The 18,100-nt window shown below is 45.8% G+C and carries 21 protein-coding genes; 9 read left to right on the top strand and 12 right to left on the bottom strand.

Going from position 1 to position 18,100, the window contains the following annotated elements:
- The first annotated feature begins 302 nt into the window (after positions 1–302).
- Entirely contained in the window at positions 303–929 is a 627-nt protein-coding gene (locus tag QUA88_RS22000; RefSeq protein WP_333055303.1) for a HEAT repeat domain-containing protein, read from the top strand.
- Here QUA88_RS22000 and QUA88_RS21995 read toward each other — a convergent pair.
- Both QUA88_RS21995 and QUA88_RS21990 read right to left on the bottom strand, forming a co-directional pair.
- Positions 918–1,211 carry a DUF2103 domain-containing protein gene (locus QUA88_RS21995; protein WP_333055302.1) on the bottom strand — a complete coding sequence of 98 codons (294 nt, stop codon included), beginning with the start codon at positions 1,209–1,211 and terminating at the stop codon, positions 918–920. The two genes, QUA88_RS22000 and QUA88_RS21995, sit on opposite strands and share 12 nt — an antisense overlap.
- A 100-nt stretch (positions 1,212–1,311) precedes the next feature.
- Positions 1,312–1,779, bottom strand: coding sequence for a response regulator (locus QUA88_RS21990; RefSeq protein ID WP_333055301.1), 468 nt, complete (start codon positions 1,777–1,779; stop codon positions 1,312–1,314).
- A gap of 170 nt (positions 1,780–1,949) precedes the next feature.
- On the opposite strand from QUA88_RS21990, the gene QUA88_RS21985 reads away from it, so the two are divergent.
- Both QUA88_RS21985 and QUA88_RS21980 read left to right on the top strand, forming a co-directional pair.
- Positions 1,950–2,909 carry an Rpn family recombination-promoting nuclease/putative transposase gene (locus tag QUA88_RS21985; protein ID WP_333055300.1) on the top strand — a complete coding sequence of 320 codons (960 nt, stop codon included), beginning with the start codon at positions 1,950–1,952 and terminating at the stop codon, positions 2,907–2,909.
- 119 nt (positions 2,910–3,028) lie between these two features.
- Positions 3,029–3,355 carry an antibiotic biosynthesis monooxygenase gene (locus QUA88_RS21980; protein WP_333055299.1) on the top strand — a complete coding sequence of 109 codons (327 nt, stop codon included), beginning with the start codon at positions 3,029–3,031 and terminating at the stop codon, positions 3,353–3,355.
- On the opposite strand, the gene cas6 is transcribed toward QUA88_RS21980, so the two are convergent.
- Positions 3,356–4,237, bottom strand: a complete 882-nt coding sequence (gene cas6 / locus QUA88_RS21975) for a CRISPR-associated endoribonuclease Cas6 (RefSeq protein WP_333055298.1) — start codon at positions 4,235–4,237, stop codon at positions 3,356–3,358.
- 280 nt (positions 4,238–4,517) lie between these two features.
- On the bottom strand, positions 4,518–5,600 hold the full coding sequence (locus tag QUA88_RS21970) for a class I fructose-bisphosphate aldolase (protein ID WP_333055297.1): 1,083 nt from the start codon (positions 5,598–5,600) through the stop codon (positions 4,518–4,520).
- Positions 5,601–5,825: 225 nt separating this feature from the next.
- On the opposite strand from QUA88_RS21970, the gene QUA88_RS21965 reads away from it, so the two are divergent.
- The 4 genes from QUA88_RS21965 (at position 5,826) to QUA88_RS21950 (ending at position 10,308) form a co-directional block, all read left to right on the top strand.
- Positions 5,826–8,456, top strand: a complete 2,631-nt coding sequence (locus tag QUA88_RS21965) for a M1 family metallopeptidase (RefSeq protein ID WP_333055367.1) — start codon at positions 5,826–5,828, stop codon at positions 8,454–8,456.
- Positions 8,457–8,846: 390 nt separating this feature from the next.
- Positions 8,847–9,263, top strand: a complete 417-nt coding sequence (locus QUA88_RS21960) for an NUDIX hydrolase (RefSeq protein ID WP_333055295.1) — start codon at positions 8,847–8,849, stop codon at positions 9,261–9,263.
- A gap of 140 nt (positions 9,264–9,403) precedes the next feature.
- Entirely contained in the window at positions 9,404–9,973 is a 570-nt protein-coding gene (locus QUA88_RS21955; RefSeq protein ID WP_333055294.1) for a hypothetical protein, read from the top strand.
- Positions 9,961–10,308, top strand: a complete 348-nt coding sequence (locus tag QUA88_RS21950; RefSeq protein WP_333055293.1) for a hypothetical protein — start codon at positions 9,961–9,963, stop codon at positions 10,306–10,308. Before QUA88_RS21955 ends, QUA88_RS21950 begins: the two co-directional genes overlap by 13 nt.
- Before the next feature lie 5 nt (positions 10,309–10,313).
- Here the strand turns inward: QUA88_RS21950 and QUA88_RS21945 are convergent, their stop codons facing one another.
- From QUA88_RS21945 to petC, 7 genes are all read right to left on the bottom strand, one after another.
- Positions 10,314–10,796 (bottom strand): hypothetical protein, encoded by a 483-nt coding sequence (locus QUA88_RS21945; RefSeq protein ID WP_333055292.1) that lies wholly within the window; start codon positions 10,794–10,796, stop codon positions 10,314–10,316.
- A gap of 51 nt (positions 10,797–10,847) precedes the next feature.
- Positions 10,848–11,975, bottom strand: a complete 1,128-nt coding sequence (locus QUA88_RS21940) for an FAD-dependent oxidoreductase (RefSeq protein WP_333055291.1) — start codon at positions 11,973–11,975, stop codon at positions 10,848–10,850.
- Positions 11,976–12,018: 43 nt separating this feature from the next.
- Positions 12,019–12,168 carry a hypothetical protein gene (locus QUA88_RS21935; RefSeq protein ID WP_333273814.1) on the bottom strand — a complete coding sequence of 50 codons (150 nt, stop codon included), beginning with the start codon at positions 12,166–12,168 and terminating at the stop codon, positions 12,019–12,021.
- Between the two features lie 102 nt (positions 12,169–12,270).
- Positions 12,271–12,714, bottom strand: a complete 444-nt coding sequence (gene psbQ, locus QUA88_RS21930; protein WP_333055290.1) for a photosystem II protein PsbQ — start codon at positions 12,712–12,714, stop codon at positions 12,271–12,273.
- A gap of 159 nt (positions 12,715–12,873) precedes the next feature.
- On the bottom strand, positions 12,874–13,725 hold the full coding sequence (locus QUA88_RS21925; protein WP_333055289.1) for an alpha/beta fold hydrolase: 852 nt from the start codon (positions 13,723–13,725) through the stop codon (positions 12,874–12,876).
- Between the two features lie 105 nt (positions 13,726–13,830).
- Positions 13,831–14,820 carry a cytochrome f gene (gene petA / locus QUA88_RS21920; RefSeq protein ID WP_333055287.1) on the bottom strand — a complete coding sequence of 330 codons (990 nt, stop codon included), beginning with the start codon at positions 14,818–14,820 and terminating at the stop codon, positions 13,831–13,833.
- A gap of 158 nt (positions 14,821–14,978) precedes the next feature.
- Positions 14,979–15,521, bottom strand: coding sequence for a cytochrome b6-f complex iron-sulfur subunit (petC, locus tag QUA88_RS21915; RefSeq protein ID WP_333055285.1), 543 nt, complete (start codon positions 15,519–15,521; stop codon positions 14,979–14,981).
- Between the two features lie 214 nt (positions 15,522–15,735).
- Between petC and QUA88_RS21910 the strand changes: the two genes are divergently transcribed.
- Complete coding sequence (locus QUA88_RS21910; RefSeq protein ID WP_333036983.1) at positions 15,736–16,053, top strand: DUF3067 family protein; 318 nt, start codon at positions 15,736–15,738, stop codon at positions 16,051–16,053.
- A gap of 568 nt (positions 16,054–16,621) precedes the next feature.
- The gene (locus tag QUA88_RS21905; RefSeq protein WP_333044070.1) at positions 16,622–16,930 is read left to right on the top strand and encodes a carbon dioxide-concentrating mechanism protein CcmK; all 309 of its coding nucleotides are present in this window, start codon (positions 16,622–16,624) and stop codon (positions 16,928–16,930) included.
- Positions 16,931–17,186: 256 nt separating this feature from the next.
- On the opposite strand, the gene tatC is transcribed toward QUA88_RS21905, so the two are convergent.
- Positions 17,187–17,954, bottom strand: coding sequence for a twin-arginine translocase subunit TatC (gene tatC / locus QUA88_RS21900; protein ID WP_333055366.1), 768 nt, complete (start codon positions 17,952–17,954; stop codon positions 17,187–17,189).
- Positions 17,955–18,100: the final 146 nt, after the last annotated feature.

Here is an 18,100-nt window from a genome sequence, read left to right as displayed (position 1 = left end):
CCGCCCGTCCTTTTTGGACGGGCGGGACGCCCATCCCACAATCTTGTGGAAGTTATTTAATTCTCATTCCTAAGACTGTCCTACTTCGAGCAGGGTAAGCTTTTCAAGTCGATCGCCGCGCCTCACGCACGCTGCAAAAAGTTCGATCGCGCGATCGACCCAACCTACAATTACAATATAGCCATCCTAAATCATTTGTAAATTTCTTACTCCCTCCCCTTGATAAGGGGAGGGTTGGGGTGGGGTCAAAAATTTACGACCCAACCTACAATTACAATAGTCACGGTAAAGCTTACAAATAAATGGCATTAGAACTAATTCAGGCTGTCGAAAAAGCAGATTCTTCCGAAGGCTTGTTAAACTCCGTCAAAGCACTGGCGGCGACTCCCTCAACACAAGCAATTCCTACCTTAATTACAGTCCTCGGTTACAACAACCCAGGCGCCGCTGTTGCCGCCGTTGACGGGCTGATTCAACTCGGAGAAGCTGCGGTGCTGCCGCTTCTAGAACAGCTTGACGGCTACAATTACGGGGCGAGAGCTTGGGCTGTTCGGGCTTTGGCGGGAATTGGCGACCCCAGGGGTTTGGAGATTTTGCTCGATGCAGCGGCGAATGACTTTGCTTTGAGCGTGCGGCGGGCGGCGGTTAGGGGTTTGGGGACGATTTGCTGGGAATTGATGCCGGCAGAACAAATTGCAGATGCTCAACTTCGCGCTGTGAAAACGCTACTGCAAGCGTCCCGAGATCCAGAATGGGTGGTGCGCTACGCAGCAGCGGGGGGTTTGCAAGCTTTGGCGGGTGCTGCGACTGTTAAACCGGATTGGTTAGCGGAAGTTTCGGCCCGACTTGAGGAAATCACCCAAAGCGATGAAACTACTTCAGTTAGGGCTCGGGCTTTGCTTGCTAAGGAAAAATTGTCACTTGGGTAGGGTTTGGGCGATCGTCTCTTCCAAGTCCCCTTGAGTGAGAGTGGTTAATATAAAGACTTCTTGTACGGTTTTGCCCTGTCTGGCGATGATTTTAAATCCCCCGCGGATGGGTACTGACACTCTTAATGTCATGCGGGGGATGTGTCCTTTAACTTTGTTGATGACGCCGGGAGTGACTGTTTGAATGCCCATTTTTAGGGTGAGGCGCTCTAAAATTGGTATCAAACCGGGAAGGTGGGTAGAGTGATTCCAAACTAGGCGGCCTTTGGGTTGTGCGTTCATAAATATTTAACCAAATTCAACATACCCAGTCTAAGCCACCCCTGGGGGGAACCAATTTGAAATTCCCTCAACTTATGTATCAATAACGTTACTGTGCGTGTTATTGCGAGCAAACCGAGGCAATCTCAAACCGAGATTTTTGATGGCTGGCGCGCAAGCTGAGATTTGATGGTGCAGAATTGTCCTGTACTTTTTGATGTTGTGGGTTGCTAACTGTCGGTTTTTCTAGTTGAGTGGCGATCGCCGCGAGCATTTCTGCTAGGCTGCAAGGTTTCTGGAGATAGCCGTCTGCTTTGAGTTCCAGGGCTTTTTCCATTTCGGAGGCTGTCATAAAAATAAACGGAATGCTGGCGGTTGCAGGGTGCGATCGCACGGCTGCGAATACTTCAAAACCGTTTAGCTCTGGCATCATGACATCTGACAAAATTAAATCTGGAATTTGGGCTGCTAACTCGATACCGACTTTTCCATTTTCAGCACCCACAGCTTCAAAACCGCGCGATTGCAGAAGTTCTAATACGGTTTCTCGAATTAAGTTATTGTCTTCAATTACTAATATTTTGGTCATTTTTGTTACTTTTATGTTGGTTTTATTTTTACTTGTATGTTAAATTTATATCACCCGTATTTTCCTAAATTCAAGTGGGCTATTGCAGCTACCCAGTTTTCGCAGCCCCGAAGCGATCGCACTAGCTCAAAATTTTTCATAAATCAATAAAACAGTTCGGGAAAAATATCATGAAATTTATCAGCCCTAAAACAGACTTTGCCTTCAAAAAAATCTTTGGTTCCACCGACAGCCAAGACATCCTCATCAGCTTCTTAAATGCTCTAATTTACGCCGGTGAGCCAATCATCCAAGACTTGCAAATTATTGACCCTTACTCGGCTGCTACCGTTAGCGGACTCAAAGATAGTTATTTGGATGTCAAAGCTCGAATTACGGGCAACAAGACGGTAATTATTGAAATGCAAGTTCTGAATGTAGCCGCTTTTGAAAAACGAGTCGTCTACAACCTAGCCAAAACCTATGCCAACCAACTCAAAATCAGAGAAGGTTATCCTAGATTAAAACCAGTAATTGCTTTGACGATCACTGATTTTGAAATGTTTAAAGAACAACCTGATGTTATTTCTCATTTTGTGTTCAAGGAAAAAGAGAAACTATTTGATTATCCCCATCTCCAAGTTGAAATGTTTTTTGTGGAATTGCCGAAGTTCAAAAAAGAGTTAGATGAACTCACAAGTTTGACTGATAAATGGATTTATTTTATGAAGCACACTCCCGATCTAGAAACAATCCCAGCCACAATGGAAACAGTTCCAGAACTAGAAAAAGCTTTTCAAATTGCCAATGAAGCTAACTTAAGCTTGAAAGAGTTCCAGGATATGGAAGCCCAAGAAGCGGCGATCGAAGAACAGCGGGGAATAGTTTCTAGAGGTATAGAAGAAGGTTTGGAGCGAGCTAGGGCTCAATTGATGCAAGAAGGCCGTCAAGCAGGGATGCAAGAAGGGATTAGAGCAGGCCAAAGAGCATTAATTCTGCGTCTGCTGGAGCGACGTGTAGGAGCCGTAAATCCCGATGTAGTTTCGCGGATTGGGGAATTATCGGTTGAGCAATTAGAGAGTTTGGTGGAGGAGGTAGTCGGATTTTCTAGTTTATCCGATTTAATGGTTTGGTTGGATAGAGCAGAATAAGAGAGAGAGCGCTGTGAGGTTTTTTTAGGTCGATCTACTTATAAACAGCGATATTCACAAATTTCGGGCGATCGGGTAAAATATAACTTAGTGTATCGCTATTAAGTGAGGAAAAAGATATGTCAGAATTTCTCGACTTTCTCCGACATCAGTTTGCCTACGTTGCCATTGGCGAATTTAAACCAGGAAAATTTGAAGCTGCAGAACAACTTTTTGAAAAAGCCGTTGCAACTTATGCCACAGGTTTTAAGGGAGCATACCTGCTGCAATTGCCCAATACAGACAAAGGTATTGCCATCATTTTTTGGGAAAGCGTAGAAGATATGGCAGCCAATCAAAGCGAAGCTTATCAGGAAATATTGAAGCAGATGGCGCCTTTGTTTGCGAAAATACCAGACACTGATGTTTATGAAATTGTTAGTGAAATTCAGCCAAAAAGTGAATGATTAAAAAACCTGCAATCGGCGCGTCATTCCCATGCCCATCGGCGTCTTTCGCCCGACTCCGCTGTAAAGCGCAAAATCTGCTAAAGTGTTAATTTGCTTGATAGTAGCAGGAGCTATATCTCCCATAATTCGGTAACTAATATCGCCGACGCAGCCAATAAATTTACTGCGAGAATCCGTACTAACTTCTGTTCTGATATCGAAGAAACTGGGAAAAATAGCTTCTGTGAAAGTAGGTTCGATCGCCATCCGGCTGTACTTGTTCCAGCGATTCGCTAAACTGCCAAAAATACTCTCACGAGTGGGCATAGCACTATCGTAGACACCTTGCCGAAAATTAGTAGGAGTGCAAAAACTAAAAGCTATTTGGCGCTCAGTTTCCGAAGCTCTCTCGAACAATTCGGTGTAACTACAAAAGTTTACCCACGGCTGGTTGGATTGCGGTTCCCTCAAAATATTAGTAATGTATATATTTGTCGGGCCCAGATGCCAGGGGCGAGCGAAATTAAGTTGCTGCCAAAGTTGAGTTAGGCGATCGAACAAACCGTCATCCAGCAGAGAAATTCGCCACCAAATCGGCGTATTTTCCTGAATAGCTTGCTTGTGTTCCCACTGTAGGGCCGGAGATATTGTGCGGGAAGCCGGAGGCAAAACTCTCTTTTGTGGCTGGGGCGTGCTGCTTTTGTAAGCCTCTTTTCTGCTTACTTGAAAAGGGCTTAAAGTGAAAGCTTTTTCATGAGATTGATCGTGCAGGTACGCGCTCAAATCGCTGTCTACAGCACTCACAAGATTCAAAAACAAAGCGTGGAGATGTCGCCCCGTTAAAAACTGGGATGGAATTGGTGCAACTGGCAGCAGGTTTAAAACAAGGCTGTGCGGCATTTTTAAATTCTATACTGTGTCTCTATATATTTTCAGCTCGTATTAATATTACAGCTAAGTTGGCACTTAGGAATGAGAATTAAATAACTTCCACAAGTTTGTGGGATGGGCGTCCCGCCCATCCCACAATAACAATTAAAATTGTAAGTTATTTAATTCGCGATCCTTAGATTAAAGAATTTTAATCACGTAAGGTGCACACTCTGCACCTTACGTTGAGGGGGATTTGTACGCCTAGTGCACCCTAGGTTTAGGTGGTGATATTGAGTGCGGGAAATTTTTAGGCGATCGAGATTTCAGGCGACAAATAAACATCTTGAATGGCGTGGAACAATTTTACGCCTTCTTCAAAGGGACGCTGAAAAGTTTTGCGACCGGAAATTAAGCCGCAGCCGCCAGCCCGCTTGTTAATTACCGCCGTGCGAATTGCTTCTGCAAAATCGCTTTTACCGGAAGCACCGCCGGAGTTAATTAAACCCATCCTTCCCGCATAACAGTTGAGCACTTGATAGCGAGTTAGATCGATCGGGTGATCCGTTGTCAAATCCGAATAAACGCGCTTGTCGGTTTTGCCGTAAGTCTTGTCGCTTGCTTTAGCAACAGCTTCGTAACCGTTGTTGCATTCGGGCAATTTCTGCTTGATAATGTCAGCTTGAATTGTCACTCCCAAGTGATTTGCTTGCCCGGTTAAATCGGCTGCAACGTGATAATCTTTGTCTTGTTTAAAGATATCGTTGCGGAGGTAGCACCACAGAATTGTCGCCATGCCGTATTCGTGAGCGTGAGCAAAAGCTTGACTGACTTCTTGGATTTGTCGCGTAGATTCCGGGGAACCAAAATAAATTGTGGCTCCGACTGCTGTTGCTCCCAAATTCCAAGCTTGCTCCACTGAAGCAAACATTATTTGGTCGAATTGATTGGGATAAGTTAGCAATTCGTTGTGATTGAGCTTGACAATGAAAGGGATTTTGTGCGCGTATTTACGAGATACGCTTCCCAAAACTCCCAGGGTTGTCGCGACAGCATTGCAGCCAGCAGAGATTGCTAGTTTGATGATGTTTTCGCTGTCAAAATAAATGGGATTCGGTGCAAAAGAAGCGGCGGCAGAGTGTTCGATTCCTTGGTCTACTGGCAGGATGGATAAATAGCCGGTATTCGCCAAGCGTCCGCTAGAATAGAGTTGCTGAAGCGATCGCAAAACTTGAGGAGATCGATCGGTTTGAGCAAAAATGCGATCGACCCAATCCGGGCCCGGCAGGTGCAACAAATCTTTAGGAACTTTTGCTTGATGGGTGAGCAAGTCTTCGGCTTCGTCGCCCAGCCAAGACTCGATGGAATTGGGAACTGATAGTGTAGCTGTCATACAGATTTCCCTCTGAATTTCAATTACAGGCTGATGATTGCAGACATTAACCTTGCTGACTATTGTAACGAAAAAATCATATTTTCCATCCCCTCAACGATAGACCCAGTTTTTAACAAATTAGCGACAACAGCAGCTAGGACGCGCTACTCTATAATAAGCTGGCAGTTCAGCCGGATCGGCGCTGCCAGCGATCGCCGCTCGACTCACAACTTTGCCATCACAATGTCAAATACTTACTTCGATTCTGAAAACGCTCACAAATCCTTTGAGATGCCCGGTGCTCGGCCGCATTACAATCCGGATCGCCCTGGTCAAGTAGAGCATATTTTCCTCGACTTAGTGCTGAATATTCCCAAACAAAGCTTTCGTGGCACTTGCAGCATCCGCATCAATCCAGTCCGCAGCGGTATTGACAAATTAACCTTAGATGCTGTCAACCTGAATATTAAATCAGTAAAAGTCGGCGAAATTGAGCAAAATTTCGACAGCGATGGCGAAGTGCTGCAAATTCAACTACACGAACCAACAGAAGCTTACCAACCAATTACAATTGCGATCGACTACTGGGTCGAAAAACCCCAACGTGGCCTTTATTTCGTCGGCCCGGACAAACACTATCCAGACAAACCTACTCAAGTTTGGACTCAAGGCGAAGACGAAGATTCCCGTTTCTGGTTTCCCTGTTTCGACTATCCCGGACAGTTGGCAACTTCGGAAATTCGAGTGCAAGTGCCGAGACAACTTTTTGCTATTTCCAACGGCGAATTAATTAGTACAAAAAACGAAGGCGACGATAAAATTTATCACTGGTCCCAAACCCAGGTACACCCGACGTACTTAATGACCTTAGCAGTCGGAGATTTTGCCGAAATTAAAGACGAATGGAACGGCAAACCAGTTAATTATTACGTGGAAAGGAGCCGCGAAGCAGACGCTAAGCGCAGCATGGGCAAAACGCCTCAAATGATTGAATTCTTCTCTCAAGCATTTGGCTATCCTTACCCTTTTCCCAAATACGCTCAAGTCTGCGTCGATGATTTTATCTTCGGCGGTATGGAAAATACTTCCACAACTTTGCTGACAGATAGGTGCTTGTTAGACGAACGCGCCGCCCTCGACAATCGCGGTACTGAAAGCTTAGTCGCCCACGAACTAGCTCACCAGTGGTTCGGCGATTTAGTAGTAATTAAACATTGGTCTCACGCTTGGCTGAAAGAAGGCATGGCTTCTTATTCCGAGGTGCTGTGGACTGACAAAGAATATGGCAAAGAAGACGCGGCTTACTATATGCTAAATGAAGCCCGCAATTATTTAGCTGAAGATAGTTCCCGCTACCGCCGCCCCATTGTTACTCACGTTTACCGCGAAGCAATCGAATTGTACGATCGCCATTTGTACGAAAAAGGCGCTTGCGTCTATCACATGATTCGCGCCGAGTTGGGCGACGAATTATTTTACAAAGCAATTCACACTTTTGTGCGGGATAACGCTCACAAAACTGTAGAAACCATCGATTTGCTCAGGGCGATAGAAAAGGCTACCGGTCGCAATCTCATGTTTTTGTTTGACCAGTACGTTTATCGCGGCGGTCATCCCGATTATAAAGTTGCTTATTCCTGGGATGGCGACAGCAAGTTAGCAAAAGTTACTGTCACCCAAACTCAGGTAAAAGATAGCAAGAATGGCAACAGCAACAGCAAAGATGTCTTTGACCTAAAAATCCCGATCGGCTTCGGTTACAAGCCAGAAAAAGAAGCAGACGATGACAGTTGGGCACGTTCAACCCCGAACCTAAAAACTTTCACAGTCCGAGTGCATGAGCGCGAGCAAAGCTTCTATTTCCCCCTAGAACAGAAGCCTGCATATATCAGTTTTGATGTCGGCAATAAATACTTAAAAACAGTTGTGTTAGAGTATGGAGTTGCGGAACTAAAAGCTCAGTTGCAGTTCGATCCAGACCCGGTTTCCCGGATTTACGCTGCCCAAGCTTTGGCGAAGAAGGGAGGGCTAGAAGCTGTGAAAACGCTGTCAGAAGTTCTCAAGAAAGAGCCGTTCTGGGCAGTACGGGCAGAAGTTGCCGGTCAGTTAGTTGAAATTAAACTCGACCAAGTTTTTGAAGGTTTAGTAAGTGGTTTAAAAGATAAAGATGCTCGTGTTCGTCGCGCTGTGGTGAATGCGCTGGGTAAAATTCAAACTCACGAAACTTATAAAGCGCTGAGATCGATCGTCGAAAAAGGGGACGACAGCTATTATGTAGAAGCAGCAGCAGCGACTGCTATTGGCGGAATCTCAGCAGCTAACCCCGACGAAAAACCAACCGACGAACAGGTACTCAAAGAGTTAAAATTGGTGCTCAAAGAGCGTCAGGGGTGGAATGAGGTAGTGCGATCGGGTGCGATATCCGGTTTGGCGCAGATGAAAACTTCTGAAGATGCGCTGAATTTAATTTTGAAATACACAGCCGCCGGTACTCCGCAAGCTTTGCGCTTGGCTGCAATTCGCTCTTTGGGCACAATTTCGACTGGTCAAACGAAGGTCAATTTAGAACGGATTTTGCAGCGATTGGCAGAATTATCTAAAGAGACGTTTTTCTTGACTCAAGTCTCTGTAGTAGTGGGATTGGGACAAATGCAAACTCGCAAAGCAATTCGCATTTTGCGTTCTTTAGCTGACCAAACTCCCGATGGCCGCGTCCGCCGCATGGCTGATGAAGCTGTGCAAAGAGTGCAGAAAAATGCTGGTTCTGATGCAGCGGTAAAGCAGTTGCGGGAGGAATTAGACCAGGTGAAAAAGGAGAATCAAGATTTGAGGAGTCGGATGGAAAATTTGGAGGCTAAGGCGAAGAAAGATTAGGCGTAAAATCCTACCGACGCAGATAAAGGCAGATATTGGCGATCGGCTTTTATCTGCTTGTCGGTAGAGGATTTGGCGAATTTATTATAATAATATTATTGTTCAGTGGGAGTGCAGGGGAATTTCCTATTTTCGACAGACAGGAAAAGCCAAATATGTTTATTATCCAATTTATTGCTGTCTCAACTTGGGAAGTGTAGAAAATCAGGCGTGCAGTTTTTATTGTTTAGTTGGCAGCTATTAATCGGAGTTATGCACGGGTGGCGAGAAACCGGGTTTTTTACGAAAATCCTGCGCTGTAGCCCGGAGAGTCGGCAAAAAACCCGGTTTCTTTAGTCCTATGTCAATCAAGTTGCAGCAGATTTTGCAGCCAGAAATATTGCAGAAATCATGAGTATAAAAATCGCTTTACTGGTCGATCAATCGGGGGTAATTCCCTATCGCATTCAAGACGGACAAATAGAAGTAATGCTGATTACTTCTTCTGCTAGCAAGCGCTGGGTGATTCCCAAAGGATTAATTGAACCTGACATGACTCCCCAAGATTCTGCTGCCAAGGAAGCTTGGGAAGAAGCAGGTTTGTTGGGTAAAGTCTTCCCGGATTTGCTGGGAACTTACGAGTATCAAAAGTCCGGCTATACTTGTCAGGTAGAAGTATTTTTAATGCAAGTGCAAGCAGTTCTAGAAATTTGGCCGGAAGCTAGCAAGAGAAAGCGGCAGTGGGTAAGTATTCCTAAAGCAATTAAGCGGGTTAATGAACCGGAACTCAAACTCATTTTGGCGGATTTGCCGAATCGGTTCTGGTGAAGAGTCATCGGTAAGAGCGGGTTTACCAATACTTTGGTTTTCAACCATAAATTCGGGTGAACCCGCTAAAAGAACAAAATGACTGAAGACTATATGCTTTATGATTCTGGAGATGCGATCGCCCGGAGCCATCTCCTCTGATGACCCACCTTAACCCGATTAAAATTCTCTCCCTCAATGACCTGCGCGAGAACAAGCCCGAACGTCCAGGCTGGTCACTCACCTTCGGAGCCATCTGTGCAGATGCCGCCGCCGTTTGCCTCGACGATGGAGGACACTCTATCCCTGTGAAGCTGACAATCGAGGGGATTCAACCCTGTGAAATCCAAATTCAATGGGATGCGATCGATGATACCATCCGTCGCTTCAATGCCGATCGAGAAGTTGCCACTGAATATGGAGCCTACGGTATCGCGGCGTTGATCATGCCTCACCTCACTGGACTCACCATCATCGAACGTTCTGTCAAAGGTAAAGGGTTAGGTTTTGACTTTTGGCTGGGTTCGCTCGAAGATCCAGGCACGCTATTTCAGCGCAAAGCCCGCTTAGAAGTCTCCGGCATTCGTAAAGGTTCTGACAGCATTATTCAAGCCAGAGTTAACATAAAATTAGAACAAATCCGCCCTTCAGATGACGTAGCTCCTGGCTATGTATCTGTAATTGAGTTCGGTACTCCCAAAGCACGGATCGTCAAAAAATGCAGACCGTAGAAGCCCTTCACCATGAAGCAATGGAACTGGTCGATCGAGCAGTTTTCGCCCGTCAGTGCGGTGATATCGACCAAGTGACTGCACTCACCAGAGCCGCCTTTGCGAAAGAACGGGCGGCAGCGGATTTAGTAGCAAACGAGTGGGATTTTGAGCCTACTCGTTCTATACTGCATCGGAGCGCCGCCGTACTTGCCATTGAGTGTGCCCAACTCCGGCAAGCAGAACGGCTGATTGGACGCGCCCTCGCAGGCAACCCTCCCACGGACATTGCGGATGAACTGCGTGACCTGCTTATAGAAGAAATTTACTCGCAGCGTCAAGCGATTGGAGCTTAATTTATTTAAGCGTTAGCTGACAGAAAAGGAATACTTTCGGCTAAGTTATCCTTAACTTCAATTCCCTGTTTTCTCGCCCAAAACTGGCTCAAAAAGTGAATTTGCCGCAAGCCGACAACTAAATTTAAACCTGGTACAAAAATCCACCAAACTGTTAGCGGTTCTTTGATTCCTTCTTGGCGGTACAATTCGTTAACTGTCTTGTAAAGTTTGAACTGCACGATGTAAATCCAAGCAATACCCAGCAAGGAAAACCAACCAAACCATCCGGGAACGTCAGGGTCGAATATTCGCAAAGCTTGGGGGACGGCTACTCCTAAAACAAAGGGAAGCAAGCAAAGGGTTCCCGACCAACCGCTGCCGTTATAGCGACGCAATTCTTCTTGAATAATCCATTTGTACCATCCGTAATATAGCAGCAAGCTGACTCCAGACAGCAAAATTACTCGCCACAAAGAGCGCGGTTTACCTAAAGGTTTGTCGGACATATTTAGATGTAAGATATGAATTGCTATCTTGATTATATTAACATTTGTTAATTATTGCAAAATCATTTCTCGAATCGATCGCGCTGTTGCAGGGGCCAGCAGAACACCGTTGCGATAGTGGCCGCTGGCGATGAGAACGCGATCGTTACCGGGAAGCGTCTCGATAATTGGGGCCGGTCGCCCTTCCGGCCGCGGGCGCAATCCTGACCATTTCCTGATGATTGAGGCGAATGCTAAGGCCGGACAAAGTGCGATCGCCCTCGCCATCACTTGCGCCAACATATCAGCATTCGCCTGAATTTCCCCGCCATTTTCGGAAAACTCCACCGTCGCCCCCACCCAATATTCCTGATTTTCCACAGGCACAATGTGAACGTCATCGCAAGAAATTACCGGGCTAAAATCTGGGTTTCCTACAGGATTGGGCGTCAGCAAATGCAGCGCTTGTCCCAACACCGGGCGAATGTCAACCAACTGATTTAACGATGCAGTCACAGCAGCAGAACCCAAACCAGCCGCCACAATTAGTCGATCGAAATTTTCAGCAACAGGCAAGATGCCTGTTCCACAAGACTTATTGACAGTAATGGAAGATGGGAGTTGAATCTCAGACACCTGAGAATCCAACTCAGTAATGCCTTGAACTTCCACTCCAAACTCAAAATTAACTCCTTTGAGTTTAGCAGCCTCAACCAAAGCCAAAGTTAGCGCCGTCGGATCGACTTGCCGGTCTTGAGGCGAATAAATCGCAGCAATAATGTTATCCTTTACAGCAAGATGAGGGCAGCGATCGCGCACTCGTTCCCGATCCCAAAGTTCCAATTGCCAACCTTGAGACTCGCGAGTTCCTATCAATTTTTCCCATTTACTTAAATCCTCTCCCTCCGAACACAGCATTAAAATTCCTTGTTTGTTAAAAGGAATTTTTCGCCCCGTAACTGCTTCCAATTCTGGAATCAAAGTTTCGTAGCGCTGAAGGCTGGTTTCCCTCAACTGCCAATTTCTGCCCTTAGTTTTGTGGCTGATAACTCCCATCAAAACACCGAGTGCCGCGCCAGTAGAACCTTCAGCAGGCGGCTGTTTGTCGAACACAGTAACTTTCAGTTCGGGAAATTGACTTAGTTCAAAGGCGATCGAAGCCCCAACAATACCGCAACCAATAATTGCAACACGAACCATTCAATTTTAGATTTTAGATTTTAGATTTTAGATTAACTGCTTCCTAGGTTTTGTCCATATAAACCTGTTTCGGACGGGCAAGATGCCCGCCCCACAAGAAAACTGATTGTTTTTTTGTGGAACAGGCATCTTGCCTGTTCTTGAGAATGATACCCGCACAAGAAAACTGATTGTTTCTTTGTGGAACAGACATCTTGCCTGTTCTTGAGAATGATACCCGCACAAGAAAACTGATTGTTTCTTTGTGGAACAGGCATCTTGCCTGTTCTGGATGCCAGATGTGAGTTAAGGCTAATTAAGCTTTAGGAATTAACTGCAAGAAGGCATCGAAATCACTGACAGCTTTTTGATAGCTGGCCGTGACTTTTGCATAGTCAAGGTCTTTAGCAGCAAGATCGATGTTAACCAAATCGGCAAACAAACTCTTGGTCAAATCAACAGCTTGTTGTTGAGAACTAGGCAACAAACTCGCAGAAACGGTTTTCATGGTGTTCCGCAAGTCGCCTAGAGGCCCGTGAATGTAAGTTCTGGTATCAACCCAATTCCGTTTTTGAATTAGGGTGCCCAATTTGTCCATGCGCGATCGGAAATCTGTCAGGGTAGGAACATAGCGCTCTATTTGCTGGATTTGCGCTGCTGTGTAAGTCGTTGGAACTTTTGCTTCGACACTGCTGCAACTAACCAGAAATGCCATCAAAAACGCCATCATCAAGGCAAAAATTGAACGGGGACGAGTCATGTCGATTTTAGATTTTAGATTTTAGATTTTAGATTGCTCGTTGCGAGCGGGCACAGGGCGGGTACGGGGTTGCTCGTGTTCGTTCCAAGGCTCTGCCTGAAAACGCAGATGCTTTGGCTCTGCTTCGCTGACCCAGCACCGAGAGTTATGTACAAAATATTATTTTACCTCCTGGCGGCGCAGAAAAGTGATCACAGCATCGCCAACTTTTTCTGACCAATGTTCTTGAGGATAATGCCCCGCTTGTTCCAGTGTGACTAACTCTGCATTTTGCAGGGAACCGACTAGCTTTTTAGCAGGTTCAACACTCAGCCAAGGATCTGTCAAACCCCAGACAAATAAAGTTGGTCTAGTCCATCCTTTCAAGCCGGATTCAATTTCTGCCATTGACTGCGGCAATTGAATATTGCGGACTGTATTCATCAGCGATCGACCTGCATCCGAACTCTTCAAAAACGGGCGGCGGTAAACATCTAAATCTTTGTCTGATATTGTCTGACCGCTGCCACCTTCGAGAGTTCTGTCAACCAAAAGCGGGTCTTGCGTCATCATGTCGCCAATAAAAGGCAGCCCCAACTGCTGCATTTTCCAAGGCAATTTTATATTTCCTGAAACTGGTGTATTGATAACGGCTAGACGCTCAATTTTATCGGGATTGCGTAAAGCGTATTGAATGCCGGCTGAAGCTAAAAATCCTTGGACAACGAGGTAAAATCGGTCTAATTCTAGAGCTTGAATAAAGCCTGTGAGGGCGTCAACAAAAGCATCGGGAGTGTAGGCAAAGTCGCGCTTGTCTGGTTTTGTCGATCGCCCGTAACCCACCCAATCTGGGGCGATCGATCTAAATCCGCTTGCCGCCAAATCCGGCATCATTACAGTCCAGGTAAAACTCTGGGACGGCAAACCGTGCAGCAGCAGTACGGGGGGTTTACCAGTTTCGTTAACCGGATTTGTTTCCCGATAAAACCATTGCAGCGGGCCTACTTCAACTATTTTCTCATCAATTGACATTATTTTACTGGTTATTTATCAAACAATAAGGCGGGGATTCCCCGCCCTACTTACCTAATAGTTGGGTGTGCACATAGTACCTTACCCAACTAATTACAGCCGCGTTTAGAAATTCATTTCAGCAGCTTGAACTTTTTCGACCTGTTTCTTCTTGAGAACCAGCATAATTTGAGCCAGCATGGTCAAAGCTACGAAAGCCATCAATCCTTTAACGCGATCGGCACTTTGCAGCACGATCTCCACGTCTTTTTGACCGAAGCCGCCCACATTAGGATTGTTCGTCAAAAGTTCGCCTGCTGCAACTGTTTGTCCTTCGGTAACAATCAGTTCTGGGCCTGCGGGAATCGTATCAACAACGGCTGCACCTTCTGCAGGTTGAATGGTCACTTCATAACCGCCAGCTTCCGGTTGAGCAATCTTAGAAATGCTGCCAGCTACCGAAGCATTGTAAACTGTATTATTGCTCTTTTCGCCAGTAGGATAAACCTGACCGCGGCCGCGGTTGCCACCCACATAAATTTGGTATTTGCCGTAGTGAACGGACTTGTCAGTTGCCGGATTCGGCGACAAAACTGGGAATACCAATTCTTTGTACTGTTCTCCCGGTACTGGGCCGACTAAAACAATATTTTCTTGGGTTTCGCTGTAAGGTTGGAAGTAAAGATCGCCGACTTTTTCCTTCATTTCTTCGGGAATTCTGTCAGCGGGAGCAATCTTGAAACCTTCGGGCAACATCACAACTGCGCCGACATTCAAGCCACCTTTGCTGCCGTCGCCGACAACTTGTTGCACGCTAGTATCGTAGGGAATCTTGACAATAGCTTCAAAAACAGTGTCAGGCAAAACAGATTGCGGTACTTCAACTTGAGTCGGTTTTGCACCGAGGTGACAGTTAGCGCAAACAATGCGACCTGTTGCTTCGCGGGGAGTAGCGGGTGCTGTTTGCTGTGCCCAGAAAGGGTAAGCAAATGCTGCTTGGGGAAGTGCGATGTCGCTGGTTAGGAAAAATCCTGCGGCTGCGATCGCAATTAAGGCTGTTTTCGCGATCGTCCTGGCACTGCGGCGAAATATCGCAGATAAATTAGTTTGTGGCATTAGAGTATTCAATCTCAAAGGTCAGACAATGCGTGAATTTTAGATTTTGAATTTTGGATTTTGGATTTCGGATTATTAGACTGTTTTAGGGATGCAATTATCTTGGATTTTCACCGCTGACCCCAATCTAAAATCTAAAATCTAAAATCCAAAATTGTTTAAGACCACCAAGGTGCTTCGCCGGTGCGGAAATCAGTTTCTGTCCAAGTTGTAAAAGCGATTTTGTCATCTGCGACAGTGGCGTGGGCCAGGGCCAGAGACAAAGGCGCGGGGCCGCGCACCACTTTGCCCTCATTGTTGTATTGAGAACCGTGGCAAGGACAGATAAACTTGTTTTCGCTAACATTCCAAGGCACGACGCAACCCAAGTGAGTGCAGACTGCATTGATGCCGTAGTCGGCGATAGATAAGTCTTCTTTCACCACAACATAGGTGGGGTCGCCTTTGAGACCTTGGGCTAAGCTGCGATCGCCCGCAGGGTGCGAAGCCAAATATTCGCTAACGATGATGTCGTTACCCAAAGCATCTTTAGCTGTCACTCCGCCACCAACTGCCCCACTCGCTGGAGGAACAAAATATTGGACAACGGGATAGAGTGCGCCCAGTGCCACACCTGTGACTGTACCGAACGTCAGCAAATTCATAAATTGGCGACGCCCCATATCGGGGACATCGGGATTTCCAGCAGAAGATTGAGCCATGACCTGCCTTTACGGTTTTAAGTTACGTTTGTTTGTTAGCTGGAGCGCGAACCTTTACGTGCAGACAACTGGGATAATTGCCGTTAATCTGCTCGCACAAATTTTAGGCAACGAAAATTCCTTTTAAGAATGCGCCTTCCAGCCTTTATTAGAGTATTATTACATTTTTTGAACTTTGTCTTTTATTGTTTAATGGATTAACTCAGGAGCAACCATGACGGGCCAGGATTTACACCAGCTACTGCTAGAAAAATGGGGAAAGTCTTACGATATCAGATTGCGGCGAACGCGGGGCAAGATTTTTGTGCAAGTTATGTGGAAATATCTAGAACAGGCATCTTTTCCGATGACGGAGGCTGATTATTTTGAGCATTTGGATGCGGTGGCCAATTACCTCAACGGCTGGGGGAGTACAGAACAGGTGAGAGAATATATCGTAACTACTCGCGATCGCCCGCGCTTGGGTAAAGCTGTCAGCGTTCCTCTAGATTTGGGTGAAAGAGCCTCGGAGTGGTTGCTAGACGAGTTTTGAATCACTCAGTAGATTTTAGATTTGAGATTGACCTTCATCATCCAGGATACCCGCCACGTGATTCATTCCAACGCGCAGACTCAGGATCGAGAAATAAAAAACCTGTATCCGATGAAACTTGCCGAACGTATTTATCTCGCGCAAGTCAATGCTTCAATTCTAAAATCTAAAATCTAAAATCTAAAATCGCGCAATCGATTGACTCCACAGCCGGGCTCTGGGGGAGTTCCCTAAAGTTTTGTGTCGCGCCGCGGCTGGATGAGTTGAGCCCAAAGTCCCGAAAATCGATCGGCGAGCTTGTCATACGACTTGCCGCTGGTGAGAAACTAAGCTGTGGCGCATCTAATTTGCACAGTTGTTTTGATTCAAAGTCTTGTGTGGCGGGCTTTGCTGCGCGCGCCCTGCTGTGGGATTTAAATGCCGCAACAGCTTGTGGGGCTTTTTAGGGGCTTTTTAAATTTTGGGCGATCGTCCTTCATGCTTACCAAAATCATCCGAACCAATTTCTGTCAACAATTTCACCTACAATGAGTGTCAGATATCTTGTGAAATTTAGGAGAATGTTGTAATGGGTGTTGCACTGGGAATGGTTGAAGTCTTAGGATTTCCCGCTGCAGTAGAAGTTGCGGACTCAATGGTGAAAGCAGCCCGTGTTACTTTAGTTCGCTATGAGAAAATAACCCGCGCCTACTGGACAATTATAGTGCGAGGAGATGTCTCTGAAGTGCAAGCAGCCGTTGCTGCTGGAATTGAATCAGTTAAAAAGGTCGATGGCGGAAAGTTGCTATCGTATCACATAATTGCTCGTCCCCACGAGAATCTGGATTACATTTTGCCGATCGGCTACACTCCTGAAGTCGAACAGTTCCGAATGTAGTCAGTCGATTTTAGATTTTAGATTTTAGATTTTAGATTTTAGATTTACTTTTGTATTGAATCTGAGAGCTTGAAACTTAGTCTAAAATTTTGGGTGTTCCACTCCTTAAGTCGCGGGATTTTACCTGCTTTTACGCGGGGTCAAAGTTTTGACAAAACTTTGGTGTGGAATTTTAACTTTTAGTAATTATAGAGGCGCGGGCGATCGCGTCTCTATATTTTTTTGCTGAGAGTCGATCGATCTTTCGGTGGAGTTTTTACCGCCCTAAAAGCTTTACCAAACCAACCCCGCCAAAATACAAGCTCAGCACCGCACCTCCTAAAAGACTTTGCGTTAAAGGATCGGTAGAAGGCGTTAAAACCGCTCCCAAAACTGCCGCTCCCAAGACTACATACCGCCAGCCGGAAAGCATTTGGTTGGAAGAAAATATGCCCAAAACACCGAGCAATACTTGGAGAATCGGGATTTGAAAAGCTAAGCCGGTGCTGAACATTAACAGCAGCACAAATTTAAAGTATTTGTCGATCGACCACAACTGCTCTACAACATCAGCCCCATAGGTAACAAAGAAGTTGAGCGCCGCCGGAATCAGAGCAATGTAAGCAAAGACTAAACCGCCCAAAAATAGGAAACTCGAACCGAAAAACACAGGCCCCAGCAACCTGCGTTCTTTGCGAGTCAAGCCGGGGAGAACAAACAGCGCTATCTGGTAAAAAATAAACGGACTGGCGATGAGCAAACCGCTGTATCCGGCTACTTCAATAGAAACAAAGAAATACTCGCCGGGAGCTAGTTGCAGAAACTTGACGGGCCCGGCCGGTACTTCGAGCAGTTGCACGATAGGTTTAACTGTGAAAAAGCAACCGATTACAGCGATTACTACTGCAATTAGCGAGTAAAAAAGTCGCTGACGCAATTCTTCTAAATGCTCGAATAAAGACATTTCAACTTCGTCGGGAAGTTCATCGAGATATTCATTTTCTAGGTTGCGGGAACCCAGAAAACTGTCGGCGATTAGTGCAATGTTATTTTCCGGGATAACTGCTTTTTCTTCTAAGTTACTCACACCCTCGAAATCATCGGCGATGGATGCAATGCTATTTTTAGCTCTAACTTTTTGATCTTCTAAGTTACTGACATCCACTAAATCATCGGCGATGGGTGCAATGC

This window comes from Microcoleus sp. D3_18_C2, assembly GCF_036702395.1.
Taxonomy (GTDB): domain Bacteria; phylum Cyanobacteriota; class Cyanobacteriia; order Cyanobacteriales; family Microcoleaceae; genus Microcoleus.
The sequence above is the reverse complement of the archived record's forward strand: the minus strand, read 5'-3'. Positions and strand labels throughout refer to the sequence as shown.

Bases quoted from the DNA above. Each gene is read 5' to 3' on its own strand.
- cas6 (WP_333055298.1), bottom strand. From the start codon at position 4,237: ATGCCGCACAGCCTTGTTTTAAACCTGCTGCCAGTTGCACCAATTCCA.
- QUA88_RS21950 (WP_333055293.1), top strand. From the start codon at position 9,961: ATGCAGACCGTAGAAGCCCTTCACCATGAAGCAATGGAACTGGTCGAT.
- QUA88_RS21910 (WP_333036983.1), top strand. From the start codon at position 15,736: ATGACGGGCCAGGATTTACACCAGCTACTGCTAGAAAAATGGGGAAAG.
- QUA88_RS21970 (WP_333055297.1), bottom strand. From the start codon at position 5,600: ATGACAGCTACACTATCAGTTCCCAATTCCATCGAGTCTTGGCTGGGC.
- QUA88_RS21980 (WP_333055299.1), top strand. From the start codon at position 3,029: ATGTCAGAATTTCTCGACTTTCTCCGACATCAGTTTGCCTACGTTGCC.
- QUA88_RS21990 (WP_333055301.1), bottom strand. From the start codon at position 1,779: ATGACCAAAATATTAGTAATTGAAGACAATAACTTAATTCGAGAAACC.
- QUA88_RS21965 (WP_333055367.1), top strand. From the start codon at position 5,826: ATGTCAAATACTTACTTCGATTCTGAAAACGCTCACAAATCCTTTGAG.
- psbQ (WP_333055290.1), bottom strand. From the start codon at position 12,714: ATGACTCGTCCCCGTTCAATTTTTGCCTTGATGATGGCGTTTTTGATG.
- QUA88_RS21985 (WP_333055300.1), top strand. From the start codon at position 1,950: ATGAAATTTATCAGCCCTAAAACAGACTTTGCCTTCAAAAAAATCTTT.
- QUA88_RS21945 (WP_333055292.1), bottom strand. From the start codon at position 10,796: ATGTCCGACAAACCTTTAGGTAAACCGCGCTCTTTGTGGCGAGTAATT.
- QUA88_RS21935 (WP_333273814.1), bottom strand. From the start codon at position 12,168: ATGTCTGTTCCACAAAGAAACAATCAGTTTTCTTGTGCGGGTATCATT.
- petA (WP_333055287.1), bottom strand. From the start codon at position 14,820: ATGCCACAAACTAATTTATCTGCGATATTTCGCCGCAGTGCCAGGACG.
- QUA88_RS21925 (WP_333055289.1), bottom strand. From the start codon at position 13,725: ATGTCAATTGATGAGAAAATAGTTGAAGTAGGCCCGCTGCAATGGTTT.
- QUA88_RS21960 (WP_333055295.1), top strand. From the start codon at position 8,847: ATGAGTATAAAAATCGCTTTACTGGTCGATCAATCGGGGGTAATTCCC.
- QUA88_RS22000 (WP_333055303.1), top strand. From the start codon at position 303: ATGGCATTAGAACTAATTCAGGCTGTCGAAAAAGCAGATTCTTCCGAA.
- QUA88_RS21905 (WP_333044070.1), top strand. From the start codon at position 16,622: ATGGGTGTTGCACTGGGAATGGTTGAAGTCTTAGGATTTCCCGCTGCA.
- QUA88_RS21995 (WP_333055302.1), bottom strand. From the start codon at position 1,211: ATGAACGCACAACCCAAAGGCCGCCTAGTTTGGAATCACTCTACCCAC.
- QUA88_RS21955 (WP_333055294.1), top strand. From the start codon at position 9,404: ATGACCCACCTTAACCCGATTAAAATTCTCTCCCTCAATGACCTGCGC.
- QUA88_RS21940 (WP_333055291.1), bottom strand. From the start codon at position 11,975: ATGGTTCGTGTTGCAATTATTGGTTGCGGTATTGTTGGGGCTTCGATC.
- petC (WP_333055285.1), bottom strand. From the start codon at position 15,521: ATGGCTCAATCTTCTGCTGGAAATCCCGATGTCCCCGATATGGGGCGT.